Source organism: Agrobacterium albertimagni AOL15 (assembly GCF_000300855.1).
In the GTDB taxonomy this organism is placed as follows: domain Bacteria; phylum Pseudomonadota; class Alphaproteobacteria; order Rhizobiales; family Rhizobiaceae; genus Allorhizobium; species Allorhizobium albertimagni.
Window position 1 is genome coordinate 441,059 of sequence record NZ_ALJF01000002.1, and the last position, 24,608, is coordinate 465,666.

At 60.8% G+C, this 24,608-nt stretch carries 25 protein-coding genes; 9 read left to right on the plus strand and 16 right to left on the minus strand.

The genetic code is table 11. The features are described from left to right. Positions 1–1,014, plus strand: coding sequence for an ABC transporter ATP-binding protein (locus tag QWE_RS02910; protein ID WP_006724577.1), 1,014 nt, complete (start codon positions 1–3; stop codon positions 1,012–1,014). A 16-nt stretch (positions 1,015–1,030) separates the two neighbouring features. Beyond that, a complete protein-coding gene (locus QWE_RS02915; protein ID WP_006724578.1) occupies positions 1,031–1,822 on the plus strand; it encodes an inositol monophosphatase family protein in 792 nt (263 codons plus the stop codon). A 70-nt stretch (positions 1,823–1,892) separates the two neighbouring features. Here QWE_RS02915 and QWE_RS02920 read toward each other — a convergent pair whose 3' ends face one another. The 9 genes from QWE_RS02920 to QWE_RS02960 all read right to left on the minus strand — a co-directional run bounded on the left by QWE_RS02920 (position 1,893) and on the right by QWE_RS02960 (position 9,357). Further along, a complete protein-coding gene (locus QWE_RS02920) occupies positions 1,893–3,566 on the minus strand; it encodes an ABC transporter permease (protein ID WP_006724579.1) in 1,674 nt (557 codons plus the stop codon). Between the two features lie 26 nt (positions 3,567–3,592). Further along, positions 3,593–4,702: an ABC transporter ATP-binding protein gene (locus tag QWE_RS02925; protein WP_006724580.1), complete on the minus strand. Its 1,110-nt coding sequence runs from the start codon at positions 4,700–4,702 to the stop codon at positions 3,593–3,595. 19 nt (positions 4,703–4,721) lie between these two features. Then, positions 4,722–5,723, minus strand: coding sequence for an extracellular solute-binding protein (locus QWE_RS02930; RefSeq protein WP_006724581.1), 1,002 nt, complete (start codon positions 5,721–5,723; stop codon positions 4,722–4,724). Between the two features lie 219 nt (positions 5,724–5,942). Beyond that, positions 5,943–6,845 carry a cation diffusion facilitator family transporter gene (locus QWE_RS02935; protein ID WP_006724582.1) on the minus strand — a complete coding sequence of 301 codons (903 nt, stop codon included), beginning with the start codon at positions 6,843–6,845 and terminating at the stop codon, positions 5,943–5,945. A gap of 4 nt (positions 6,846–6,849) precedes the next feature. Then, positions 6,850–7,254, minus strand: coding sequence for an OsmC family protein (locus QWE_RS02940; protein ID WP_006724583.1), 405 nt, complete (start codon positions 7,252–7,254; stop codon positions 6,850–6,852). A 134-nt stretch (positions 7,255–7,388) separates the two neighbouring features. Further along, positions 7,389–7,787, minus strand: coding sequence for a rhodanese-like domain-containing protein (locus QWE_RS02945; RefSeq protein ID WP_006724584.1), 399 nt, complete (start codon positions 7,785–7,787; stop codon positions 7,389–7,391). Between the two features lie 11 nt (positions 7,788–7,798). Continuing rightward, positions 7,799–8,029 (minus strand): thioredoxin family protein, encoded by a 231-nt coding sequence (locus QWE_RS02950; RefSeq protein ID WP_006724585.1) that lies wholly within the window; start codon positions 8,027–8,029, stop codon positions 7,799–7,801. Between the two features lie 21 nt (positions 8,030–8,050). Next, on the minus strand, positions 8,051–9,112 hold the full coding sequence (locus tag QWE_RS02955; RefSeq protein ID WP_006724586.1) for a permease: 1,062 nt from the start codon (positions 9,110–9,112) through the stop codon (positions 8,051–8,053). Then, positions 9,109–9,357, minus strand: a complete 249-nt coding sequence (locus QWE_RS02960; RefSeq protein WP_240532491.1) for a metalloregulator ArsR/SmtB family transcription factor — start codon at positions 9,355–9,357, stop codon at positions 9,109–9,111. The genes QWE_RS02955 and QWE_RS02960 overlap by 4 nt, the downstream gene beginning before the upstream one ends. 524 nt (positions 9,358–9,881) lie before the next feature. Here QWE_RS02960 and aioX point away from each other — a divergent pair. The 7 genes from aioX to QWE_RS02995 all read left to right on the plus strand — a co-directional run bounded on the left by aioX (position 9,882) and on the right by QWE_RS02995 (position 18,647). After that, positions 9,882–10,802: a periplasmic arsenite-binding protein AioX gene (aioX, locus tag QWE_RS02965; protein ID WP_006724588.1), complete on the plus strand. Its 921-nt coding sequence runs from the start codon at positions 9,882–9,884 to the stop codon at positions 10,800–10,802. After that, positions 10,799–12,265, plus strand: a complete 1,467-nt coding sequence (locus QWE_RS02970; RefSeq protein WP_006724589.1) for a sensor histidine kinase — start codon at positions 10,799–10,801, stop codon at positions 12,263–12,265. Before aioX ends, QWE_RS02970 begins: the two co-directional genes overlap by 4 nt. Next, entirely contained in the window at positions 12,255–13,583 is a 1,329-nt protein-coding gene (aioR, locus tag QWE_RS02975) for an arsenic response regulator transcription factor AioR (protein WP_006724590.1), read from the plus strand. Before QWE_RS02970 ends, aioR begins: the two co-directional genes overlap by 11 nt. Positions 13,584–13,721: 138 nt before the next feature. After that, positions 13,722–14,249, plus strand: coding sequence for an arsenate reductase (azurin) small subunit (locus tag QWE_RS02980; protein WP_193353699.1), 528 nt, complete (start codon positions 13,722–13,724; stop codon positions 14,247–14,249). A 13-nt stretch (positions 14,250–14,262) separates the two neighbouring features. Further along, complete coding sequence (locus QWE_RS02985) at positions 14,263–16,800, plus strand: arsenate reductase (azurin) large subunit (protein ID WP_006724592.1); 2,538 nt, start codon at positions 14,263–14,265, stop codon at positions 16,798–16,800. Positions 16,801–16,890: 90 nt separating this feature from the next. Beyond that, positions 16,891–17,274 carry a c-type cytochrome gene (locus QWE_RS02990; protein WP_006724593.1) on the plus strand — a complete coding sequence of 128 codons (384 nt, stop codon included), beginning with the start codon at positions 16,891–16,893 and terminating at the stop codon, positions 17,272–17,274. Between the two features lie 77 nt (positions 17,275–17,351). After that, positions 17,352–18,647 carry a molybdopterin molybdotransferase MoeA gene (locus QWE_RS02995; RefSeq protein WP_083872811.1) on the plus strand — a complete coding sequence of 432 codons (1,296 nt, stop codon included), beginning with the start codon at positions 17,352–17,354 and terminating at the stop codon, positions 18,645–18,647. A 23-nt stretch (positions 18,648–18,670) separates the two neighbouring features. On the opposite strand, the gene phnE (QWE_RS03000) is transcribed toward QWE_RS02995, so the two are convergent. The 7 genes from phnE (QWE_RS03000) to phoU all read right to left on the minus strand — a co-directional run bounded on the left by phnE (QWE_RS03000) (position 18,671) and on the right by phoU (position 24,452). Beyond that, complete coding sequence (gene phnE, locus QWE_RS03000; RefSeq protein WP_006724595.1) at positions 18,671–19,489, minus strand: phosphonate ABC transporter, permease protein PhnE; 819 nt, start codon at positions 19,487–19,489, stop codon at positions 18,671–18,673. Then, a complete protein-coding gene (phnE, locus tag QWE_RS03005) occupies positions 19,489–20,301 on the minus strand; it encodes a phosphonate ABC transporter, permease protein PhnE (protein ID WP_006724596.1) in 813 nt (270 codons plus the stop codon). The genes phnE (QWE_RS03000) and phnE (QWE_RS03005) overlap by 1 nt, the downstream gene beginning before the upstream one ends. After that, positions 20,298–21,137 (minus strand): phosphonate ABC transporter ATP-binding protein, encoded by an 840-nt coding sequence (phnC, locus tag QWE_RS03010; RefSeq protein WP_006724597.1) that lies wholly within the window; start codon positions 21,135–21,137, stop codon positions 20,298–20,300. Before phnC ends, phnE (QWE_RS03005) begins: the two co-directional genes overlap by 4 nt. A 73-nt stretch (positions 21,138–21,210) precedes the next feature. Beyond that, positions 21,211–22,164: a phosphate/phosphite/phosphonate ABC transporter substrate-binding protein gene (gene phnD, locus QWE_RS03015; protein ID WP_040299327.1), complete on the minus strand. Its 954-nt coding sequence runs from the start codon at positions 22,162–22,164 to the stop codon at positions 21,211–21,213. Between the two features lie 173 nt (positions 22,165–22,337). Further along, a complete protein-coding gene (locus QWE_RS03020) occupies positions 22,338–23,021 on the minus strand; it encodes a winged helix-turn-helix domain-containing protein (RefSeq protein WP_006724599.1) in 684 nt (227 codons plus the stop codon). Positions 23,022–23,032: 11 nt separating this feature from the next. Then, positions 23,033–23,713 (minus strand): phosphate regulon transcriptional regulator PhoB, encoded by a 681-nt coding sequence (phoB, locus tag QWE_RS03025; RefSeq protein WP_006724600.1) that lies wholly within the window; start codon positions 23,711–23,713, stop codon positions 23,033–23,035. Positions 23,714–23,738: 25 nt separating this feature from the next. Further along, positions 23,739–24,452, minus strand: coding sequence for a phosphate signaling complex protein PhoU (phoU, locus tag QWE_RS03030; RefSeq protein ID WP_006724601.1), 714 nt, complete (start codon positions 24,450–24,452; stop codon positions 23,739–23,741). Positions 24,453–24,608 lie beyond the last annotated feature (156 nt).

Below are 24,608 nucleotides of genomic sequence, written 5' to 3' on the forward strand. Positions count from 1 at the left end.
ATGAGTGACATTGCTATCGAATTTCGCGGCGTGGTAAAACGCTATGGCAGTGCGACCGCTGTCGCCGGCATCGACCTCTCCATTGCAAAGGGAGAGCTTGTGACTTTCCTGGGGCCTTCGGGCTGCGGCAAGACGACATCGCTACGGCTCATCGCAGGACTGGAGCTTCCCAGCGAAGGGCAGGTCTTCATCGCCGGGCGCGACGTCAGTCGGGCGCCTGCGTCTGAGCGCAATGTCGGCATGGTCTTCCAGTCATATGCCCTGTTTCCGCATATGTCGGTGCTGGAGAATGTGGCCTATGGTCCGGCAATCCGTGGGACAAGGCGGTCCGAAGCGCATGCGCGAGCGCTGGAAATTCTCGATCAGGTCGGCCTGGCCGGATTGCAGGATCGCCTGCCGGCAGAATTGTCCGGAGGACAGCAACAGCGGGTCGCTGTGGCCCGTGCCATCGTGCAGCAACCCGACGTCATCCTCTTCGATGAACCCCTGTCCAATGTAGATGCGAAGCTCCGCCGCAAGGTACGTGAGGAAATCCGCGCGCTTCAGCGTCGCTTCGGCCTGACGGCCGTTTATGTGACCCATGATCAGGAGGAGGCACTCGCGGTATCCGACCGGATCGTTGTCATGGACCGGGGCACAATTGCCCAGGTCGGGACCCCTGCCGATCTCTACGAACGTCCGGAGACGCCTTTCATTGCCGACTTTATCGGGGATGCAAACCTCATTGAGGGCGAAGTTTTGAAAGGCCAGTTTAGCGCACCCGGAATTCACCTCGATATCGGCGGCCAGAGCGGAAAGGCAACGCTCTCGATCAGGCCCGAACGGATACTACTCTCGCGGGGTGGAAGCGACCACGTGCTGAGCGCCACATATCTGGGAAGCCGCATGGAATACGTGATTGCCGCTCAAGCCGGCGAGATCCTCGTTTCGCGTTCGATTGCCGAACCCCGTTTCCAAGTCGGCGAAAGTGTTTCCCTTGTCATTTCATCCAAAGACGCGTTTCGCGTCGCTTGAGGAGTCGTTTTTTTCCATGACTGATGATGTTCGTGACCGCTTCCGTCTCGCCTCGACTGTGGCCGCCGAAGCCGGCGCGCTGGCGCTCGACCATTTCCGCAATCGTAATCAGTTGGTGGTCGAGGCGAAGGCGACGCCACAGGACATCGTCAGCCGTGCGGACCGTGAGGTCGAGGACCTGATCCGTGCGCGCATCGGAGCAGCATTTCCCGATGATGCCTTGCTCGGCGAAGAGGGAGGCGGCCAGTCAGGTGATAGCGGCTTCCTATGGGTAATCGACCCGATCGACGGGACCTCCGCCTTCTTAGCCGGGCTGCCCCACTGGTGCGTCGTGATTGCCCTGGTGCAGGGTGGCGAGACGGTTGCTGCAGTTACCGTGCATCCGTGCGGAAACGAGACATTCACAGCGGTCCGCGGAGAAGGGGCGTCTGTCGATGGCGTAGCGCTCCGTTGCGATCCCGCATACAGGATCGACAACAGCCTCGTCGCCATCGGGGCCAGCCACCGTGCGGATCCGGCACATGTGGGACTGGTCGTTTCCGGCCTCATGGAAGCCGGAGGCATGTTTTACCGCAATGGGTCCGGTGCGCTCATGCTTGCACTCGTCGCAGCGGGTCGCCTGGGCGGCTACTACGAACCGCACATGAACCCTTGGGACTGCCTTGCAGGATTGCTCATGATCGATGAGGCCGGCGGGCACACACTGCCAGTGACGGCCGACCCGGCCGGAGGCCTGGTGCTGGGCGCAGCCCCGAACGTGTTCGCCACGTTGCAGGCCGTCATCAATGCCGCAATACCGTCTCGCTAGGATCAGCGAGACCCGGATTTTACCCGCCTCTACGACGCATTAAAGCGTCCGATCGATGGCGGGTAAGGGTTTACAATGCAGCCAAACCGCGATCTTCGCGCAGCCCCCCCGCCATGAAGAAAATCAGCAGCGCGACAACCGTCACACCGACCAGCATGGCTGCATAGGCTGCAGCGATACCGACATCACCACCCAGCGATTGTTGATAGGCTGCAATCGGCAAAGTGCGGGTAGCGCCGGTGTAAAGGACGATCGAAGCCGAAAGCTCGTTCAATATCTCGACCCAAGCAATCGCGGCGCCAGCCAGGATCGCCGGCCGCATCAATGGCACCATGATGCGGGCGAACCCCTGTGCCGGCGGCATGCCAAGATTCTGCGACGCCTCTTCAAGGCTTTGATCGATCTGGAACACCACAGAAGAGGCCGCCCGCGTCATGTAGGGCAAACGCCGCACCAGATAGACGATACCTATGACTGTCGCCGTCCCAGTCAGAAATATTGGAGGGCCATTGAACACTTGCGCATAGCCGATCCCGATCACAGTGCCCGGTACCACATAGGGTATCATCACCAGAAGATCGATTGCGCGCGCAAGCGGCCCGGTCCGCCGCGTGACATAGTAGCCCAAAGCCGTACCAAGAATGACCGTTGCCACCAGCGCGGTGCCGGCAAACATCAGGCTGTTACTCAGCGCACTCCCCATGACTGCCCATGCGCGGGTGTAATTGTCGACGGTTAATACCGGCTGAAACACGACCCCCCGCACTTCCAGAACGGACGAAACTAGCACAACGATCAGGGGAAGGTTCGTCATGGCGACGAAAAATGACACTCCAATCGCCATCCACCGCCCGCCTTTCGGCGACAGGTGGCGAAGAGCACGCGTGGGCGCCATGTCGTTGGCCACACGCCGCCGGGTTGCCAGGAACCGCGCACCGAATACCAGCCCGAATGCAATCAATACCAGGAGCATGCAGGTGGTTGCGGCCATGCCGGTCTCGGCGCCGATCTCGGAAATGTAGAGCGAATAGGCGAGCGTAGCGAGCACGGGATAACGGTCGCCCTCACCCAGGATCGCCGGCGTTCCGAAGTCCGAAATGGCGCCTAGAAATACGAGCAGCGCCGCAGTCGTGATGGCCGGCATGACCAAGGGCAAGGTCACATCTGCGGCCACACGCCAGGGCGGCCGGCCGAGACTGGCTCCGGCCTCTTCCAGACCGATGTCGACACGCATGAAGGCACCGCGCACGACCAGGAAGACCAGCGGAAAGAGGCTGAAAGCCGAGGCGAGCGCGATCCCGTAGGGGCCGTAGATTGTTGGCAGATTGAGGCCAAGGTCTCGGGCGAACAGGGTCACGAAGCCCGATCGCCCGAACAGGATGATCCAGGCATAGGCACCGACAAAAGGCGGCGACAGCATCGATAATAGGATCGCCACCTCGATCCACCGTTTGCCCGGAAAGGCATATCGGGCAAACATGAAGGCCAAGGGCAGACCGAGCGCAAGCGCCAGAAGTGTCGCCAAGGCCGAGGTCACCAGGCTGTTGAACAAGGCCCGACGAAAGAAACCCGAGCTGAAGAAGGTCGAAAAATTCTCCAGACCGAAGACACCGCTACGTTGGCCGATAAAGGCCTGCTTCGCCAGTTCGGCAAGCGGCAGTGCGACGAAGATCAGAAGGAATACCAGACTGAGGGCGGCCAGCACAGACCATGGGTCAGTGACCGATGCCTGCAGCCTCCGCATTGCGCCATCCGTAAACGCCCTGACAATCATCCGAGGCGCCGCCCGTCTTCAAGCGCGTAAAGTCGGATACTGTCCGGTAGAACGCCAAGACGCAGAACCTGATCCTCTCGGGGGCAGTCCGCGCCGGAGGGAACCTCGACATCCATCCGCATCCCGCCTTGTGTTTCCGTCCGAAGCCGCGTGCGGGATCCGAGAAAGGAACGAACGAGGACCCGAGCGGAAAGGCCCGGCACGTCCTCGCGAACGACATGAATATCCTCGGCGCGTATCCCTGCCCGGACCGGCCCGCGCGTAATGGTCTTAGACGGCAGCAAAAGCGGATCCTCACCTGCGATCTGCAGAATAGGCATTTGCGGCGGGCCGACCACTTCCGCGTCAACCCAGTTACACCCCCCGATGAAGTCCGCAACGAAGGCGTTGGCCGGGTCCTCGAACATGACCTCAGGCGGGGCGACCTGCTGAATCACGCCGCGATCCATGACAGCCACACGATCTGAGATCGACATTGCTTCGTCCTGATCATGCGTCACATAAAGCGTGGTGATCCCGAGCTCTCGCTGTATCAGCCGAATTTCCTGACGCATCTCCACTCTGAGCTTTGCATCGAGATTGGACAGAGGTTCATCCATCAACAGGAGATCGGGCTCGATCACCAGTGCCCGGGCAATGCCGACACGTTGCTTCTGGCCGCCCGACAGGGCATCTGGAAAACGATGCGCCAGATGCGCAAGCTGCACCCGCTCAAGCGCCTGCACGACGCGGGGGCCGCGCTCCGAAGAGGACACACCACGAGCCCGCAATCCATAGGCAACGTTCTCCGCGACCGACAGATGCGGAAACACCGCATAATTCTGGAACACCATGCCGAAATTCCGCCGGTGTGGCGGGGCACCGTCCACCGGACGACCATTGAGACGAACGGAACCGGCATTCTGCGTGATGAAACCGGCAATACAGCGCAGCAGAGTCGTCTTGCCGCAACCGGACGGACCGAGCAAGGAAACCAGCTCTCCCCGCTTCACGTTGAGATCTATTCCCTTCAGCGCGTGATGATCGGCGAATGCGACCGAAACGGCGTCGATGCGCAGATGGCACGAAGAGGCGGCAGCAGCCGCCTCTTCATCATTGACTGTCATGCCGTGCACCACAATGGCCTCAGCGGCGGGCGAGTTCGAGATACATGTCCTTGTATTTCGGCGTCGCCATCCGCACCCAGGCCGGATCCGGATTGTTGACCGGGAGCTCCGCTGCGACCGGGACGTTCTTCGGCGCACCGACATCGTCACGGATCGGACGGCGACCGAACTCACCGACGATTACCGACTGGCCCTCCGGCGAGGTGATATAGTCCAGGAATGCTTGAGCACCTTCGGGATTCGGCCCGTTCTTGATCAGCGCCATGGCGTCCGACGAGAGTGTGACGCCCTCCTTCGGATACACGATGCGAACTGGGGCCCCTCCCTCGATGAAACGTTGCGCACCGTCTTCCAGCACGAGGCCGATCGCGTATTCGCCACCCGCAACGCCACGCGGCACGGCGCTCGAGCTGCCGGTCACGATGAAATTGGGGAACATGGTTTCGAACAATGCCCAACCCGCTTCATCCGTCTCGGCGGTATGGATGATCTGCAGCATCTGGATCAGCGCGGAGCCAGATTTGTCCGCGCCGGCAAAGGCAATCTTGTCTTTCCACTTGGGGTCCGCGAGCTCTGCCCACGACGTGGGAGCATCTGACTCCGACACCAGGGTGGTGTTCACGGCTAGCACTGCGGGCACCGTCACCGAGAAGGGAGCCCAGAGATCACTGAGCTTGATATCTGTGCGCACAGCCTCAGACCCCTTCGGCGTATAGGCCTGGAAAATGTCCGGGCTGGCATCGATGCCTTCACCGCCGATCGAGATTACGCAATCACCTAGCGGGCGCGCTGCCTCCGCCTTGACCCGCGCGATCAACTCACCAGATCCTGCTGCGACCGTCTCAACCGCAAAGCCGGTGGCAGCCGTGAAACCGGGAGCGAGTGCGTTTACCGCTTCAGCAAAGGCTGTGTAGACCGACACCGTCTTGTTTTGGGCGCGCAGCAAGCCAGGCGCGGCCAGCAGGGAGGTGGTAGCAGCAAGGCCTGCGAGGGTTTGGCGGCGGGTGATGGAAAAGGTCACAACACGTCTCCTTTGTTGAGGTTTAACATGCCTATAGGTCGCTCACGTGACAGGGCGGTGACAGCGCCCGCGGTCACGACCTCACCTCGCGACGAACCGTTGGTGTATTCCTTGACGATGTTCTGGCAAACAGCGCCATCGGGTGGCCATCCAGTCTGCCACGCAACCATCAAGGTGCTAGCCTAACGGCTTTGCGCAACTTGCTACCAGTCCCGGCACCTATCTCACAGCAAGGCAGATCCCTGCCCGTTCGCAGGGCCTGCGTTCCAATTGCACGGTCGCATGGGCAATCCCGAAGGCTTGCTCCAACTCATCCGTGACTTGGTCGAGAAAGGCATCGGGGTCAGATCCATCCCAGACGAGATGCACCGCGAGCGCCGTGCGTGTGGTAGAGAGGGCCCATATGTGCAGATCGTGCACATGGCTGACACCCGTCTGTGCGCCCAGCCAGTCGGCGACGGCCTGTCTGTCGACCGTTGCGGGTACTCCGTCGAGTTCGAGCAGAAGCGACGCGCGCAGCAGGCGCCAGGCCGTCACCGCGATCAGCAGACTGACGGCAATGGCCACGGCCGGGTCGAGCCATGACCATCCGGTCAGCATGATGCCGGCAGCAGCCAGCACGACAGCGCCCGAGACGGCCGCGTCGGCGGCCATATGCAGATAGGCGCCCTTGGCATTCAGGTCCTGCTTTTGGGATGTCATGAACAGGAGCGCCGACCCGGTATTCACCCCGATCCCCACCAAAGCCACAAGGAGAATGGTCAGGCCCGGCACCTCGACCGCGCTTTGAAACCTCTGCGCTGCCTCCCAGATGACCACGACGACTCCGATCAGGATGGCGATCGCATTCAGCATGGCAGCGAGGATGGTCGCGCGGCCATAGCCAAAGGTATAGGTGGCGGTGCCGACACGTTTTGCCAGCACTGCTGCACCCCAGGCGATCAGCAGGCCGGCAACATCCGTCAGGTTGTGCGCCGCATCGGCCAGAAGGGCAAGCGAACCGGTCAGGAGCCCCGCCGTTGCCTCGATGATCACATAGGCTGTATTGAGACCGACAGCCCAGCGAAAGGCGGGACCGAGATCGGTCGGCGGCGTATGCGTGTGGGCATGATCATGGGCCAAGAGTTCACTCTTTTCGTCTGATGTTGCCGACCAGTTCGGTCGCGCCGGCCAGAGTGTTGTAGATCGTGCCGTATTTCTGAAGATTGCGGTGCAGCAGGTCGAGCCGTGCGTCAGTCTCGTCGGTTTCGACGACGATGTCATAGTTGATCCGCACCATCCGGGGCGGGCTCTCCTGTCGGATGCCGTGCAAGGTGACTTCGATCCCGCGTAGATCGAAATCGAGCATCGGGATCACCCGCTCTGCACCTTTGAGAATGCAGGCGGCCAGGCTTGCGAGCAACATCTCGGCGGGATTGAAGGCGTCCGGGCGGCCAGCCATGTCGGTGTCGAGGATGATTGTCGCCTGTTTCGTCGCCGCCTCCGATCCGTGACTGTCGATCCTACGGGCCGCAACATGATATTCCAGCATCGTCCTCTTCCTCTTCGATTGGATGGTCATCCGCATGACGACCCTGGTGGCCGGACCAAGGTTTGTCAGCAGAAAGCGGCTGGCCCGCTCCCGGTCCCTTCACCTTGACCACAGACATCTCCGCGGCAACCGTTCTATGCGCTCCCGCAGCAGGTGGAAGCCGCCTCGGTGGTCGAAACGTTTTCAGCCGAGCCGGTAATCGGGAAACCGCGTTCCGCCCATCGGCCTATGCCGGGGCGCATGTTCGCGACGCGCTCGTATCCCTGGTACATCAGGAAATAGGTCGCCTTGAGGCTCCGTTCCCCGACGGCGCAGGCGAGGATGACGTCGCGGTCACGCGGCACTTCGCGCCAGCGCGCCTCGAATTCCGACAGGGGAATGTTGATGACCTCGCCACCACCGAATCCGACCTGGGCGACCTCGTCCGGCTCGCGCACATCCACAAGCAGCGCGCCTTCCCTGAGCAGGCGTTCCGATGTGGTCGGGCAGACCTCGCGCGCTTCCGCCAGATCCTTCTTTACGGTCTCATTCATCGGATATCCACTCATCCCAACCAGGACAGAACCTGATCGCGCGTCGGCACGGAGCCAGTATGCACGACCTTGCCGCCGACGACGACACCGGGAGTCGACATGACGCCGTATCCGACGATCTGGCGCATGTCCTCGACCTTTTCGAGGGTGACATCCTTGCCCGTCTCTTTCGCAACACGATCGATCAGATCGACCGTTGTCTTGCACTTGGCACAGCCCGGACCCAAGATCTTGATTTCCATTTTGATTGCCTTTCTCGAACATCAGAAGAGGAGGTTGAACAGGAAGCCGACGGCGAGAATGCCCGACCCGACGACACCGATGAACACGGCGATGAGCCTCAGGGTCAGCACCTGTTTGAGGATGATCATTTCGGGAAGGGAAAGCGCGATCACGCTCATCATGAAGGCGAGAACCGTACCGAGTGCGGCTCCCTTGCCGAGAAGCGCTTCGACGATCGGAATGACCCCGGCCGCATTGGTATACATCGGGATGCCGATTACCACGGCGGCCGGCACCGACCACCACTGATCCGCCCCCATGATGGAGACCATGAGATCCTCTGGCACATAGCCATGGATCAGGGCGCCCATACCGATACCGAGAATGATCCAGAACCAGACCTTGGCGAAGATCTCGCGCACCGCCACGATGCCGAGCCGGTAACGATCGACCATCGGCAAACGCGCGCCTTCCGTAACCGTCGGAGCCGTGGCGCCCGAATGGATGTCCCGCACCCAGTCCTGCAGCCAGCCTTCCAGATGCAGTCGGCCGATGATCCAGCCGGCGATGATCGCAACACCGAGGCCGAAAGCGAAATAGGTCGCCGCCACCTTCCAGCCAACGAGGCCGAACAGCAGTACCAGCGCCACCTCGTTCACCATGGGCGCCGAGATCAGGAAGGAAAAGGTCACGCCCAAGGGCACCCCGGCCGAGACCAGGCCGATGAACAGCGGCACCGCCGAACAGGAACAGAAGGGTGTGACCACGCCGAGCGAGGCCGCCATGACATTGCCGACGCCTTCCCGCTTGCCGGCGAGCAGCGCACGCGTGCGTTCCGGTGAAAAGAAGCTTCGCACCACACCCATGGCAAAGACGATGAGCGTCAGAAGCATCATCACCTTGGGCACGTCGTAGAAGAAGAAGGCGATCGCCTCGCCAGTATGGCTGTGGCGCGCGACGGGAAAGAGCGCCGTGATCCATTCGGAAAACGGGATTAACAGCCCATAGACGCCGTACCAAGCGAGGACGAAGGCCAGAACAGCTACATGCCAAAGCCAGTTCGGGCTGTAGGGATGAACGGGACTGGAAGCATTCAGGCTCATGCAGCGATCCTCTCTTCGGCCCTTGCAGCAGTGATGACTGCGTCGAGAACCGCCCTGATCTCAGACGGCATCGCCGGATTGAGCCGATAGCGCACCCATTGCGCGTTGCGTCGGTCGATCACCAGACCGGCTTGTTTCAATGTTTGCATATGCCGGGACATCCGGCTTTGCGTTACATCAAGCCTTCTCATGAGTTCGCAGACGCAGTGCTCTGATCCATCCGAAAGGATCAGAGCGACTGCCATTCGGGTCGGCTCGGCGAGAGCCGTCAGGGAGGACATGATCACGTGATACCTTTTGCGCTTATGCGCATAAACATGTATTCGTAGATACATCTTAATGCAACATAAGGGATCAAGTGAATCACTTTCCGGACGAGATGTCGCAGGCGGAACGTGCTCACGACGGCGAAAAAGGACGAAAGATACGGGAGGAAGTCGGTTCACCAACACATGCTCAAATCGCCCAGCGGGCAAAAATTGCTTGCAGAAATGGCGAAAACCGTCGACCCTTCCGTCCCAGAGGCAAAGGAGGTGTACCGATGCGTCCGCAAAATCACGACATCCCCCAATGGAAACTGGCGCTGTTCGCGCTGATCCTGCTTCTCGGTGTCGCCCAGATCGTCTTGCCGCTGTTCATGCAGGCCCGCTGACGGGCAGCCGAGGGCCGTCGCAAGCCTGCGCGACCATTGCAGGTTGGACAATCGACGACACCGGTCTAATATTCTGACCTGAGGCTCTGGGAGCGAGCCCGATGGGAGAAACAATCGGTGTCGGATCCAGACGCACGGCGCTATCAGCGTCCAGCGGAGCACAAAATTTCGCGCAGGACCCTGATCGGCGGCGCCATGGCGACGGTCGGCCTTGCGGCGTCGGATGCGCAGAGCGAAATCGTTTCTACGGTGCTTCGGCCTGGCGTCATCCGCTTCGGCCTGACGCCCGTGTTTCTGTCAAATGACCTTGAGGTTCTCGACGAACTGCAGGCCTATCTCACCCGAGCCATCGGGGAGGAGGTGCAGCTCGTCACCCAGCGCACCTATCAGGAAGTCACGGCACTGCTGGTCTCTGGCAATCTCGAGGCCGCCTGGATCTGCGGCTTTCCCTTCATGAAATTCCGCGACGAACTGGAACTGGTCGCCACACCGCTCTGGCGTGGCAGGCCGGTTTACCAGTCCTACCTCATTGTCGGGCAGGACCGCGACATCTCAGGCTTCGAAGACTGCCAAAGGGACATTCACGCTTTTTCCGATCCCGATTCCAATTCTGGGTATCTCGTCACCAAGACCTATCTTGCCGAGCGCGGCGTGTCGGAAGAAACCTTCTTCCGCAAATCCTTCTTCACCTATGGGCATCGCAATGTGATCCGGGCGGTAGCCTCGGGCCTTGCCGATTCCGGCAGTGTCGACGGCTATGTCTGGGAGGTCATGAAAACAACTGAACCGGAACTGGTCGCAAAGACCCGGGTGCTCGTCAGATCCGGCTGGCACGGCTTCCCACCGGTGGCAGCCGCCGCAGGACAGAGGAAGAGCCAGGCGGTCGCCAGGATCAGAAGCGCCCTCCTGGACATGAACCAGGACGTTCTCGGACGCTCCGTGCTTGCCAAGTTGCAGCTCGACGGCTTTGTCGAAACCACGGCCGAAAGTTACGACAGCATCGCTGCCAACATGGAACGCGTGCGGAGGCTCGGATGAGCCTTCTTGAACGCATCAGGATCATTCCGCTGACCGTCAGGGTTCCGGCCATGGTGGCCCTACTGATGATGGTCGTCAGCTTGATCATCTCGGAACGTGTTCTCAATCGCCTCAACGACATGCAGGAGCAGCATCTGAACGGGGTCGCCGGCACCTATTTCGACGGCCTGTCGACGGTGCTTATTCCAGCTGTGCTTCGGCAGGACGTCTGGGAAACCTATGATCTGCTCGACCGTACCCGCACGATGTTCCAGGCCGTCTCCCCGATCGAGACGGTGGTGATCGGACGAGATGGCCTGGTGCTGGCTTCCAGCGACCCCCGCAAGATCCCCGTGCTTTCAGCCCTGCCGGACGCGTTTTCAGATCGCAACGCGTCAGGCGACATCCGCATTGACTGGCAATCGGACACAGGCTTCGGGACCCGGCCACTCATTTATCAGGGAAAAACCATCGGGACCGTGCATGCCTCCTTCGACATTTCCCATCTGGTCGCCGAACGATATCAGGTCCTCAAGACCCTTCTCGCGACGAATGCCTTGCTGGCGCTCGTCTTTGCGGCGACGGGCTATGTGCTGACCAGACGCATGGTCAAGCCCGTTACCACTCTCGCGCAGCACATGCGCGCCAGCGCGACTGGAACGCCCAACACGATCCCCCTCGCCGAGTTTCCACGCCGCAACGGCGAACTCGGGGACCTGTTCCACGGCTTCAACGCCCTGGTCGAAGCGGAACGGGAGAGAAGCGCTCTCACCCGACGTCTGGCGGAAGAGGAAAAGCTCGCAAGCCTCGGCCGGCTCGCCTCCAGCATGGCGCATGAGATCAACAATCCGCTCGGCGGCCTGTTCAACTCGATCGACACGCTCAAGCAGCACGGCGCAAACGAGGCTGTGCGCGGCACCAGCCTGTCGCTTCTCGAGCGGGGTCTGGCAGGCATCCGTGACGTGGTGCAGGCAGCGCTTGCGACCTATCGACCGGATAGCACCGGCCGCCCGCTGGTTCTGAAAGATCTCGACGACGTTCGCCTCCTGGCCGGCCCGGTTGTTGCCGGACGCAAGCAGACGCTGACCTGGATGAGCAATACGGCGGATATCGTCCTTCCCGTACTCTCCGGCTCGACAGTTCGCCAGGCGCTGCTTAATCTGGTTCTGAACGCGAGCGCTGCCGCTGGCAACAACGGCAGCATATCGGTAGAGATGCGTATTGAGGACGACCACTCCACACTGATCCTGTCCGTCTCTGACAGTGGGCCAGGCCTGCCTGACGCTGCAGCACGCGTACTCGTCTCATCCGAACCGTGGCCAGCAGCACAATCGGCCGGCGGCCTCGGTCTGTGGATGGTGCGCAAGATGGTCGAAGACGCACGCGGACATATCCAACTTCGTCGCAGCGAAGACCGTCGGACGATTATCGAACTTCATCTGCCGATTTCGCTTCCTGGGGAGGAAACAAGCCATGCCGCATGATACGGGGCGTATTGCCATCCTCGAAGACGATCCAATCATGGGTGAGTCACTCCAGCACCGCCTCACCATTGAGGGACATAGGGTCAAGTGGTGGACAAAGGGCGAGCAGGCAGTTCGCGAACTCATCGACTGTCCCGACGCCTTCGACCTCATCGTCTGCGATATCCGCCTCCCCGACATGAATGGCGAAGAAGTGTTCCGCAAAGCAAGTCGCGAAACGGCAGCGCCCTTTCTCTTCATGTCCGGATATGGAGACATCGACCAGGCAGTTCGTCTGATGCGCAGTGGCGCGGTCGATTATATCACCAAGCCGTTCGACATGGCGGCGTTCCTTGAACGGGTGGCCCTGAGCCTGAGGAGCCGGGAACAGCTCGCCTCCGGTGGCACGCTCGGCATCTCCAGTGCCATGCGGAATGTCGAGCAAGTATTGCAACGCTATGCATCTCATCCCTTGCCGGTGCTCCTGCAGGGTGAGACAGGCACCGGTAAGGAAGTCAGCGCCCGCTTCCTGCATCAGATATCCACTCGAAAATCTGCACCCTTCATCGCCGTAAACTGCGCAGCGATCCCCGCAGAGTTGCTGGAGAGTGAACTCTTCGGTCACGAAAAGGGGGCCTTTACCGGCGCCCACCAGCTTCATCGCGGGTATGCCGAACGCGCCGGCGACGGCATCCTGTTTCTCGACGAGATCGGCGACATGCCGGCCAATCTGCAGGCCAAGCTGCTGCGCCTCATCGAGGATGGCACTTTCCATCGGGTCGGCAGCGAGGCGCCGCTCCCCTTCAAGGCCCGCATCGTCTGTGCGACCCATCAGGCCATCGGGGCCGATGGCAGCAGTTTCCGCAAGGACCTCTTCTTCCGGCTTTCCGCCCTGCCTGTCAGAATTGCGCCGCTGCGCGAACGCCAGGAAGACATTTTGTGGCTCGCGCACCGCTTTCTCGATGAGATCATGGAGATCCGGGATACCCGCGTTCGCGGCATCGGTACGCTCGCGGAAGATGCCATGCTGGAGCACGGTTGGCCCGGAAATGCCCGCGAACTTAGAAACCGGCTGGAGCGAGCAGCCGCACTCTCGGAAAATCTGCTTCTGATGCCGGCGGACATCTTCCCCGACGTCGTAACCGCATTCGATACCCCGCAGATCGAGACGCTTGCCAATGCGCGAGAGGCTGCCGAACGTCGCCAGATCCTCAGGGTCCTTGGCGCGACCAACGGGCAGATCTCCCAAGCTGCGAGACGGCTCGGCATTTCCCGCACCACGCTCTGGGGGAAGATGACCCGCTTCGGGATAGAAACAAGCGAATGTTCAGATAGTTGAACATCAGCCGACGGCGCCTGTTCCAATTCTTGAACGTTTGCCTGACTTGGCAAGGTAAAAATGCCTGAAAACCCAAAGCACTGACGTCTGGCACGGTGATTGCAGACATTCCTTCGACATCCAATGGAGGAGGATCACATGTCACGCTGTCGAAACATGGTCGATATTGGTCGGCGCCAGTTCCTGCGCGGAGGGGCGCTTGCGGCCGCAAGTGCAACCGTCGCCGTCTCGGGCGTCGGTGCGCCGCATGCAAGAGCTGCCACGGCTGCAGCCGGCGTAGACTATCCCGCCAATCGTCTTGCGAACATCTCGGAACTGACGCTGAACGAACCGCTCGACGTCGCCTATCCCGACGAGGATGCTACGGGCGTGCTGCTGAAACTAGGCACCCGTGTCGAAGGTGGCGTCGGTCCTGACGGCGACATCGTCGGCTTTTCGACCATCTGTCCTCACAAGGGATTTCCGCTGAGCTATTCCGCAGACAACAAGACGTTCAACTGTCCCGGCCACTTCTCCGTGTTCGATCCTGAAAAGGGTGGCCAGCAGGTCTGGGGCCAGGCGACGCAGAACCTGCCGCAATACGTGCTCCGCGTCGCCGACAATGGCGACATCTTTGCCGAAGGCGTCGACGAGCTGCTCTACGGCCGTCTGTCCAACGTGTTATAAGGGGAAGAAGATCATGGCCTTCAAACGTCACATCGACCGTCTGCCGATCATTCCCGCGGACGCGAAAAAGCACAATGTCACCTGCCACTTCTGCATCGTCGGCTGCGGCTATCACGCCTATACCTGGCCGATCAACAAACAGGGCGGCACGGATCCGCAAAACAACGTCTTCGGCGTCGATCTGTCCGAACAGCAGCAGGCGGAAACCGACGCCTGGTATTCGCCGTCCATGTACAATGTCGTCAAACAGGATGGCCGCGACGTTCATGTCGTGATCAAGCCGGACCACGACTGCGTGGTGAATTCCGGTCTCGGTTCCGTGCGCGGCGCCCGCATGGCGGAGACGAGTTTTTCCGAAGCCCGCAACACCCAGCAGCAACGCCTCACCGATCCGCTCGTCTGGCGCTACGGACAGATGCAGCCGACGAGCTGGGACGATGCGCTCGATCTCGTCGCCCGCGTGACGGCGAAGATCATCAAGGAAAAGGGCGAAGATGCGCTCATCGTGTCTGCCTTCGACCATGGCGGTGCAGGCGGCGGCTACGAGAACACCTGGGGCACGGGCAAGCTCTATTTCGAGGCCATGAAGGTCAAGAACATCCGCATCCACAATCGCCCGGCCTATAATTCCGAAGTTCACGGCACCCGCGACATGGGCGTCGGCGAATTGAACAACTGCTACGAGGACGCCGAACTGGCCGACACGATCGTCGCCGTCGGCACCAATGCGCTCGAGACCCAGACCAATTATTTCCTCAATCACTGGATCCCGAACCTGCGCGGGGAAAGCCTTGGCAAGAAGAATGAACTCATGCCGGACGAGCCGCACGAGGCTGGCCGGATCATCATCGTCGACCCACGCCGCACCGTGACCGTCAATGCCTGCGAGGAGACTGCCGGCGCAGAAAACGTCCTGCATCTGGCGATCAATTCGGGAACCGACCTTGCGCTGTTCAACGCGCTCTTCACCTATATCGCCGACAAGGGCTGGGTCGACCGGGAGTTCATCGACAAGTCGACGCTGCGCGAAGGGACGACCCGGCCGCCGCTCTATCCGGCTCGTGGCGTGTCCGAGAGCAATCCGGGGCACCTCTCCAGCTTCGAGGACGCCGTCGAAGGCTGCCGCATGTCGATCGAAGAGGCTGCGGAGATCACCGGGCTCGATGCCGCCCAGATCATCAAGGCAGCCGAATGGATCGCCATGCCGAAGGAGGGTGGAAAGCGTCGACGCGTCATGTTCGGCTACGAGAAGGGCCTGATCTGGGGCAATGACAATTACCGCACCAACGGCGCCCTGGTGAACCTGGCGCTGGCCACCGGCAATATCGGTCGTCCCGGCGGCGGCGTCGTGCGCCTCGGCGGGCACCAGGAAGGGTATGTGCGCCCCTCCGACGCCCATGTCGGTCGACCGGCGGCCTATGTCGACCAGTTGCTGATCGGTGGACAGGGCGGCGTGCACCACATCTGGGGCTGCGACCACTACAAGACTACGCTCAACGCCCACGAGTTCAAGCGCGTCTACAAGAAGCGCACCGACATGGTGAAGGATGCGATGAGTGCGGCCCCCTACGGTGACCGCGAGGCCATGGTGAACGCCATTGTCGCTGCGATCAACCAGGGTGGTCTGTTCGCCGTCAACATGGACATCATCCCGACGAAGATCGGCGAGGCCTGTCATGTCATCCTGCCGGCGGCCACCTCGGGCGAGATGAACCTGACGTCGATGAACGGCGAGCGGCGGATGCGACTGACCGAGCGCTACATGGATCCGCCCGGCCAGTCCATGCCGGACTGCCTGATTGCCGCGCGTCTCGCAAACACCATGGAACGCGTGCTGACCGAGATGGGTGACGCCACCTATGCCGGCCAGTTCAAGGGCTTCGACTGGCAGACCGAAGAAGACGCCTTCATGGACGGCTACAACAGACACGCCCATGGCGGCGAATTCGTCACCTATGAACGGCTGAGCGCCATGGGCACCAACGGCTTCCAGGAGCCGGCCACCAGTTTTGCCGACGGCAAGATCGCGGGCACCCAGCGGCTCTACACCGACGGCGTGTTCTCGACCGACGACGGCAAGGCGCGCTTCATGGATGCGCCGTGGCGCGGGCTGCAGGCACCGGGCAAGCAGCAGCAGAAGGATAACCACAAATATCTGATCAACAACGGCCGTGCCAATGTCGTCTGGCAATCCGCCTATCTCGATCAGGAGAACGACTTCGTCATGGATCGTTTTCCCTATCCGTTCATCGAGATGAACCCGGAGGACATGGCCGAAGCTGGGCTCAAGGAGGGCGACCTCGTCGAGATCTACAATGATGCCGGCGCAACCCAGGCCATGGCCTATCCGACACCGACGGCACGCCGCGGCGAAACCTTCATGCTGTTCGGTTTCCCGACCGGCGTGCAGGGCAATGTGACCAGTGCCGGGACGAACGAGTTGATCATCCCGAACTACAAGCAGACCTGGGGCAATATCCGCAAGATTTCGGATGCGCCCAGGAACGTGGCGCACCTCACCTTCAAGTCGAAAGAATACCAGTCGGCTTGAGCACACCAGCGAGTGGCCCCTGCCACTCTTACCTCCAGACGTGGGCGGCCACCAGCGCCGCCCACTCCTTCAAACATATGGACAATACAAATGCGGAAACTGTTTTCGATCGTATCACTGTGTCTGATCGCATCCTCCCCGGCCATGGCTGAGGGTGACGCGGAAAAGGGCGCAGTCGTTTTCAAGAAATGCGCCGCCTGTCATGCGGTCGGCGAAGGTGCGGCCAACAAGGTCGGCCCTGAACTGAATGGCCTGATCGGCCGCAAGGTCGCAGGCGTCGAGGGCTTCAACTATTCGCCTGCCTTCAAGGCAAAGGCGGAAGAGGGCTGGACCTGGGACGAGGCGCACCTGACCGAATATCTCGCCAATCCCAGGGCCTATATCAAGGGAACCAAGATGGCCTTCGCCGGCCTGAAGAAGCCCGAGGATGTGGCCGACGTCATCGCCTATCTGAAGACATTCAGCACCCCGTGACGCTCTGGTGTCGCGATCTCATAAAGAGAGGTCGCGACCTCCACACCTGTGTCTGTGATCTTGGTTGGGAGGCCTCGATGAACTTCATATCAAGGGACAGCGTCGCGTTGTCCGACCTTGCCGCACTCGACTGCGGGCAGCCTTACGCCGCTCGCCCCATGCTGTCGGTCGCCGATGCGGTGACCCGCGCCATCAGCCTCTGCCAGCCTGTCACCGCCAGCGAAGATCTCGATCTGTTTTCGGCGGCCGGTCGCGTCGTGGCCGCTGGCATTCGCTCTCCTTGCGCCTTGCCGCGCTTCGATCATTCAGCGATGGACGGGTTTGCGGTGCGCGCGGCTTCTTTTACAGGCAACGGTCCCTGGACCTTTCGCATCGCGGCGCGGGTGGCGGCGGGTGATCATACTGTCGGACGCGATTTCGAGAGCGCCGAGGCTGTCGAAATCTTCACAGGCGCGATGATCCCGGCTGACTTCGACACCGTGATCATCGGTGAAAAATGCTCCAGGCACGATCGCCAGTTCACCACCGCCTACCGGCCCCGCCCCGGCGAGAACATCCGCAGGGCCGGCGAAGATGTCGATCATGACGCACTGCTGTTCAAGGCCGGGACTGTTCTGACGCCGCACAAGATTGCGCTTCTCGCAGCCGCAGGCCTGTCTCGAATTTCTGTCGTTCGAAAGATCCGGCTCGGTTTCATCACGACGGGCTCGGAACTGAAGGAACCCGGCGAACCACTGGGAGCCGGCCAGATCTACAATTCGAACCGCTACCTTCTCGCCTCCATGCTCGCGCATCCCTGGCTTGAGGTCCACGATCTCGGCTCGATCCCGGACACGATCGAGTCAACGACCGAACTCATTCACGGCGCTTCCATGCACCACGATATCGTCGTCACCTCGGGCGGGTTGTCCAAGGGTGGCGAGGATCATGTGCGTGACGCCCTGACACGCTGCGGCGGATCTCTTGGCGTGCTCGATGTCGCGATGCGGCCCGGCAAACCCGTGTCCTTCGGCACACTGGGCTCGGCACTCTTCATCGGCCTTCCCGGGAACCCCATGGCCGCCGCCGTGACGCTCGACAAGATTGCGCTGCCGGCGATCAGGGCCGTCGCGGGCATCGAGCATCGGGATCCAGTCTGGATGATGGCGATCTCCGACTTTGCGTTGCGCAAGAAGGAGGGACGTACGGAATTCGTACCCGTCCGCGTTCAGGGTCGCGACGCTTCTCGCACGCCCGTGGTTGCAATGCTCGGCCGGGGGTCGTCGGGCAGCCTGTCACCCATGGCCCATGCCGACGGCGTGGCAATCCTGCCGCCGGAGCTCGTGACAATTGAGCGCGGCATGCCCCTGCGGTTCGAACCATTCGCGATGTGAGGCGCCGCCCGTGGCGTCGGCGATCAGGTGATCGCCTTGCGCACCTTGGCGGACACCCATTCCGACACGACCACCGTTCCCAGGATGACGATGAAAATCGTCGTGACCTGCGGCCAGGCGAGCATGTTGAGCGACGATTGCAGCTTGAGGCCAAGGCCGCCCGCGCCGACTAGGCCGAGAATGGCGGATTCGCGGATGTTGATGTCCCAGCGAAACACGGTGATGCCGAGGAAGGACGGCAGGACCTGCGGCACGATTGCGTAGTCGATCACCTGCAGTCCGCTTGCACCGGTCGCCGAGACGGCATCGACCTGTTTCTCATCGATTTCCTCGATCGCCTCGTAAAGCAGCTTGCCGACGAAACCGATCGACCGCAGCGCGATCGCGATGATGCCGGCCAGCAATCCGGGACCGAGGATCGAGACCAGCAACAAGGCCCAGATCAGCGAGTTGATCGATCGCGACGCAACGATCAGGAACAGGGCGACCGGCCGAACGAATACCCGGCTAGGCGTGGTGTTGCTGGCGGCCAGAAAGGCGATCGGCACGGCGATGATGGTCCCGGCCAGGGTGCCGAGCGTCGCCATGTTGAGCGTATCCCAGAGCGGCACGAGCAGTTCCGGCAGATATTCGAAGCGCGGCGGAAAGGCACGAGCCAGGAGATCGCCGCCCTGCTTGGGTGCGTCATAGACAAAGGCCCAGATCGTGTCCTTGGTCATCACCTGCCAGCAGAAGATAAACAGGGCAACGAGCACGAGCCAACCGGCCCATTGCAGGATCTCAGCCCGGGTCGTCTGGTGCTGCCAAACCTTGCGGCCGTCGGAATTCGTTGAAATGGGCATCACTGGATCCGTTTGCGTATGAGGCCGGAGCCGTATTCGGCGAGCATCACGATGACGATGATAAGGATCAGCACCGCGCCGGCGCTGTCATATTCATAACGATCGATCGAGGTGTTGAGCGTGGCGCCGATGCCGCCGGCACCGACGATGCCGATGACGGCCGATTCCCGGAAATTGATGTCGAAACGATAGAGCGACAGGCCGATCAGGCGCGGCATGACCTGAGGCTGGACCGCGTAGTTGACGAGTTGCAGCCAGGAGGCACCGGTGGCGCGCACGGCCTCGGCCTGGGACTCGTCAATCTCCTCGATGTCTTCAGCGAGAAGCTTGGCGATGAAACCGATCGTCGCGAAGGTGAGCGTGAGGAACCCGGCGAAGGGGCCGAAACCGAACATCGTGACCAGCAGAATGGCGATGATAATTTCCTGAAAGGCGCGCGATACGGCGATGATCGAGCGGCAGACATAATAGACGGGTGCCGGCGCCATATTGCGGGCCGCGCCAACGCCGATCGGGATCGAGATCAGGATGCCGACAATCGTCGAGCACAGCGTCATTGTCAGGCTTTCCTGCAGCCCGGACACGATATCACGCCAGCGCGAGGTGAAGTCCGGCACCAGGAAGCCCTGGAGGAAACGCCAGCCGCGGTCGAGACCTTCATAGGCGCGGGCCCAGTTTACCTCGACCGTCGAGGCGGCCAGGATCAGATAGATCAGGAACCCGCCATAGATGAACCAGCGCAGGTTCCGATCCTTGATGAACAGAGGCGGCCGGCGCCACTGCGTCGGATAGGTGCGAACCGAGGCTGTCACACGACACCTGCCATTCGCTCGTCTGCGCGCAGTCGCTCCGCATGGGCTGCACGCTCTTCCTCGGCATCGTCGGAGGCCTGCTTGCGCATGGCGTCCCAGTCTTCCTCGCCATAGATGCGGGTCAGGGCCTCCGTGTCCAGGGCTTCGGGTGGGCCGTCGAAGACGACCTCCCCTGCCCGCAGGCCGACGATCCGCTCGACGAAGGCCTGGGCCAGAAGCACGTCGTGGATGTTGATGATGGCCGGAAGCTCCCGCTCGCGGCAGATTTCGACGATCAGGCGCATGATCTGGCGCGACGTCTTCGGGTCGAGCGATGCAGTCGGCTCGTCGATCAGCAGAAGCTCGGGGTCCTGCTCGAGCGCACGGGCGATGCCGACCCGCTGGCGCTGGCCGCCCGAAAGCGCATCGGCCCGCTTGTCCGCATGGTCGGTCAGGCCGACGCGGTCGAGAAGGGCAAAGGCATTGGCGACATACTCCTCCGGGTAGCGGCGGAAGAAGCTGCGCCAGAAGGGAACATAACCAAGTCGGCCGGAGAGCACGTTTTCCATCACCGTCAGCCGTTCGACCAGCGCATATTCCTGGAAGATCATGCCGATGCGGCGACGGGCGAGCCGGAGGTCTCCGCGCGACAGACCGGTGACGTCGAGCGAGTTGAGGAAGACCTTGCCGGCACTCGGCTCGATCAGCCGGTTGATGCAGCGGATCAGGCTGGACTTGCCGGCCCCTGAGGGACCGATGAGGCCGACGACCTGGCCAGCCGGAACTTCGAGGGTAACCCCGTTCAAAGCCTTGTCCCCGGTCTTGTAGGTCTTGGTCAGTCCCGAAATCCTGAGCATCCGGCAGTCTCCATCTCTAAAACAGGAAAGGCACCGACCCCCGTGAGGGTCGGTGCCTGGTACGTCTAGACGCTTACTTGCACTCGTAGGAAACGCCGTTGGCTTCATCGATCTGGCGGATGACCGCCCAGTTGTCCTTGAAGGAGATCGGGATGAAACTTTCCTGCGGCGGCTCGGAGGTTTCGAACTCCTTCAGGAGTGCCGAACCTTCCCAGTTGAACGAGAAGAATGCGTCCTTGATCTTTTCCTGCAACTCCGGCGTCAGGTTATGGGCAACACCGTAACCGGTGGTCGGGAAGGTCTGCGACTTGAAGATCGAGACGATCTGGTCTGCCTTGACGACGTCACGGGCGATCATGCGATTCATCACCGAGTTGGCGACGGCCGCAGCCGGATAGTCCTTGTTGGCAACGCCGAGCACCGAGTTGTCGTGCTTGCCGGAGAAGACCGGTTCGAAATCGGCGCCGGCTTCCAGCTTGTATTCAGACTTCAGAAGCGCCGACGGCGCCTTGAAACCGGAATTCGAGGTCTCGGAGGTGAAGGCGAGCTTCTTGCCCTTGAGGTCTTCGATCTTTTCGACGCCGGAGCCCGGATAGGTGATGATTTCCATCTCGTAGCCGAACTCACCTTCCTTCGATGCCATCATGGAGAAGGGGCGGAAACCGGCACAGGCGACGGCGATCGGGTTCGAGCCGGTGTTGAAGCCGGAGACATGCAGACGACCGGCGCGCATGGCTTCGATCTGAGCAGCATTCTCCTGGACGGGGAAGAACTGAACCTTCTTGCCGGTCTTTTCGGCGAGGTGGTCGAGGAAGCCCTTCCAGACATCGGCATAAACGGCCGGGTCTTCAACCGGCGTGTAAGCAAAGACCAGCGTGTCGGGATCGACGAGCTGGCTCGCATCGGTCGGGATATCGGCAACCATGTCGCCATCGGCATCGGCGTAGCGGGCGTCCAGCTTGAATTCGGCATGGGCCGGCAGTGTGAAGGCCACCGAAATGGCGAGGGCTGCGATAAGCTTCTTCATGGCAATCTCCAAATTGGGCATTGTTCGGTCCAAGTGTCCGCAGCCTTATTCGACATTTCCGCAAAGGTTTTGTGACAGGATTCAGATCAACTGCCTCATTTCTACTCAGATACGATCTTTTATAGAGCACAGGACCATATGAACCAAAACATTATCCAATGTTACATTATGGTTCATCTATCTAACACATAGCCAGAACCGCGAACGGTGCGGATCTGACTGTTTAATCCCTCCGGGTAGATACTTTTTCGAAGCCGCCCGATGTGTACGTTGATCGCATTATCGTTGACGACCCCATCCTCTCCCCATATCGACCTCATCAATTCAGCACGCGTGAAGATATGACCTGGGGAACCCATAAGGCATTCCAATAACTTGAACTCGGTCGGCCCAAGCCGCACTTCGTTGTTTTTCCGATGAACCCGCAGGCTCTGCTGGTCGAGCGTTAGATCGCCCACTTGCAGTATGTGGCCCATGGCAGTTGGGTTAACGCGCCGCAAAAGATCCTTGACCCGCATAGTGAGTTCCACGGGCGGAAAGGGGACCACCAGATAGTCATCTGGGACACCTGGCGCACATTTAAACTGATCTGCGTCATGCTCGTCCGCGACCAGCAGGATGATCGGGAGATGCTTGTACCTCTCATTGTCCCTTAGGCTCTCACAGAGGCTTGGTACTGAAGCACTCGGCAGCCATGAATTCATCACCACGAGATCTGGCAAAGTACTGTGAAGGATATCCAGCACCGCATTGCCATCGCCTGCGTGCAGGACTTCGAAGCCTTCGTCATTTAAGGCACTCGCCAAAACCTGTCGCACGGCTTGGTTGTCATCGACCAGCAAGATACGTGGAGCCATTGTTTCAGCTCCTATACCTGCACTTCCATCGAGTAACCGGCTCCGCGCACCGTGCGGATCACATCCTGCTTATTCAACGCTTTGCGCAACCGTCCGATATGCACGTCAACAGTACGCTCATCGACGTAAATGTCGTACCCCCACACGCCGTCAAGAAGCTGAGAGCGGGAGAAGACGCGACCGGGCGATGACATTAGAAATTCCAGCAGGCGAAACTCGGTCGGGCCAAGCCGGATCTCTCGACTTTTCAAATGTACGCGATGATTCTCCCGGTCTAGCTCAATGCTTCCACAGCGGAGGATAGACGACAGGACTTCTGGCTTGGCACGCCGCAGCATGGCCTTAACGCGGGCCATCAGTTCCGGCGTCGAGAATGGCTTCACGACATAGTCGTCCGCACCCGTCGCCAAGCCGCGCACCCGCTCGCTTTCCTCGCCACGGGCCGTCAGCATGATGATCGGCAGGCGCTCGGTTTCGGGGCGTAAGCGCAGGCGCCGGCAGAGTTCGATGCCCGACACCCCGGGGAGCATCCAGTCGAGGATGAGGAGATCCGGAACCCGCTCTTGCAAGCGGATTTCGGCCTCGTCGCCCCGCAGGATCGTCTCGACTTCATATCCCTCGGCTTCAAGGTTGTAGCGCAGGAGGACCGACAGGGCCTCCTCGTCTTCCACCACGGCAATCTTCGGCTGCATCAAACACCAACCTCGCTGGTCAACGTCACTCGGTGATCGCACCGACGGAAGAAGTCAGATCTTCCTTCGGCCGCTCACCTTCCGGCTGGGCACCGGTCGCCATGTAATAGATCGTCTCGGCGATGTTCGTCGCGTGATCGCCGATGCGCTCGATGTTCTTCGCGCAGAACAGAAGATGCGTGCAGCTCGTGATGTTGCGCGGATCTTCCATCATGTAGGTCAGGAGTTCACGGAACAGCGAGGTGTAGATCGCGTCGATCTCCTCGTCGCGATCGCGGATCGACTTGGCCTTTTCGGGCGAGCGCGTCGTGTAGACGTCGAGCACTTCCTTGAGCTGGGCCAGCGCCAGATCGGAGAGATGTTCGAGCCCACGGGCGAGCTTGCGCGGCACGCCGGTCGCCTGAATGGCGACCACACGCTTGGAATTGCTTTTGCCGAGATCGCCGACGCGCTCGAGGTCGGCAGCGATGCGCAGCGCGCCGATGATTTCGCGCAGGTCGGAGGCGACCGGCTGGCGTTTTGCGATCGTGACGATGGCCTTGTCACCGATCTCGCGCTCCATGGCGTCCATGAGCACGTCATCGGAGATGACTTTCTGCGCCAGTGCCGCGTCGGAATTGACCAGAGCGCGCACGCTTTGGGCGACCATCTGTTCCGCCAGACCGCCCATTTCAGAAATGCGGCGCATCAGGAATTTCAGATCATCGTCGTATGCAGAAAAGATGTGGCTCGACACCATTGTAAGACCTCAATCGGGTTTTCGCCTCTTGCTGCGTTGGCAAACAGCTCTCCCAGGCCATCGATCGCCCAAGTATGAAGCGCTTCCATCGTTTGATGGAGCATTTACAGTCACTGCGGACCAAGGAATGGGCCGCCAATTCTAAAAAAACGGCTG

What these genes read in the sequence shown, in the direction of transcription:
- QWE_RS02985 (WP_006724592.1), top strand. Translation starts at nt 14,263, where the DNA reads ATGGCCTTCAAACGTCACATCGACCGTCTGCCGATCATTCCCGCGGAC.
- QWE_RS02920 (WP_006724579.1), bottom strand. Translation starts at nt 3,566, where the DNA reads ATGCGGAGGCTGCAGGCATCGGTCACTGACCCATGGTCTGTGCTGGCC.
- phoB (WP_006724600.1), bottom strand. Translation starts at nt 23,713, where the DNA reads ATGCAGCCGAAGATTGCCGTGGTGGAAGACGAGGAGGCCCTGTCGGTC.
- QWE_RS02940 (WP_006724583.1), bottom strand. Translation starts at nt 7,254, where the DNA reads ATGCTGGAATATCATGTTGCGGCCCGTAGGATCGACAGTCACGGATCG.
- QWE_RS02960 (WP_240532491.1), bottom strand. Translation starts at nt 9,357, where the DNA reads ATGGCAGTCGCTCTGATCCTTTCGGATGGATCAGAGCACTGCGTCTGC.
- phoU (WP_006724601.1), bottom strand. Translation starts at nt 24,452, where the DNA reads ATGGTGTCGAGCCACATCTTTTCTGCATACGACGATGATCTGAAATTC.
- QWE_RS02910 (WP_006724577.1), top strand. Translation starts at nt 1, where the DNA reads ATGAGTGACATTGCTATCGAATTTCGCGGCGTGGTAAAACGCTATGGC.
- QWE_RS02945 (WP_006724584.1), bottom strand. Translation starts at nt 7,787, where the DNA reads ATGAATGAGACCGTAAAGAAGGATCTGGCGGAAGCGCGCGAGGTCTGC.
- aioR (WP_006724590.1), top strand. Translation starts at nt 12,255, where the DNA reads ATGCCGCATGATACGGGGCGTATTGCCATCCTCGAAGACGATCCAATC.
- QWE_RS02990 (WP_006724593.1), top strand. Translation starts at nt 16,891, where the DNA reads ATGCGGAAACTGTTTTCGATCGTATCACTGTGTCTGATCGCATCCTCC.
- QWE_RS02970 (WP_006724589.1), top strand. Translation starts at nt 10,799, where the DNA reads ATGAGCCTTCTTGAACGCATCAGGATCATTCCGCTGACCGTCAGGGTT.
- QWE_RS02950 (WP_006724585.1), bottom strand. Translation starts at nt 8,029, where the DNA reads ATGGAAATCAAGATCTTGGGTCCGGGCTGTGCCAAGTGCAAGACAACG.
- QWE_RS03020 (WP_006724599.1), bottom strand. Translation starts at nt 23,021, where the DNA reads ATGGCTCCACGTATCTTGCTGGTCGATGACAACCAAGCCGTGCGACAG.
- QWE_RS02915 (WP_006724578.1), top strand. Translation starts at nt 1,031, where the DNA reads ATGACTGATGATGTTCGTGACCGCTTCCGTCTCGCCTCGACTGTGGCC.
- QWE_RS02995 (WP_083872811.1), top strand. Translation starts at nt 17,352, where the DNA reads ATGAACTTCATATCAAGGGACAGCGTCGCGTTGTCCGACCTTGCCGCA.
- phnC (WP_006724597.1), bottom strand. Translation starts at nt 21,137, where the DNA reads ATGCTCAGGATTTCGGGACTGACCAAGACCTACAAGACCGGGGACAAG.
- QWE_RS02955 (WP_006724586.1), bottom strand. Translation starts at nt 9,112, where the DNA reads ATGAGCCTGAATGCTTCCAGTCCCGTTCATCCCTACAGCCCGAACTGG.
- phnD (WP_040299327.1), bottom strand. Translation starts at nt 22,164, where the DNA reads ATGAAGAAGCTTATCGCAGCCCTCGCCATTTCGGTGGCCTTCACACTG.
- QWE_RS02980 (WP_193353699.1), top strand. Translation starts at nt 13,722, where the DNA reads ATGTCACGCTGTCGAAACATGGTCGATATTGGTCGGCGCCAGTTCCTG.
- QWE_RS02925 (WP_006724580.1), bottom strand. Translation starts at nt 4,702, where the DNA reads ATGACAGTCAATGATGAAGAGGCGGCTGCTGCCGCCTCTTCGTGCCAT.
- phnE (WP_006724595.1), bottom strand. Translation starts at nt 19,489, where the DNA reads ATGCCCATTTCAACGAATTCCGACGGCCGCAAGGTTTGGCAGCACCAG.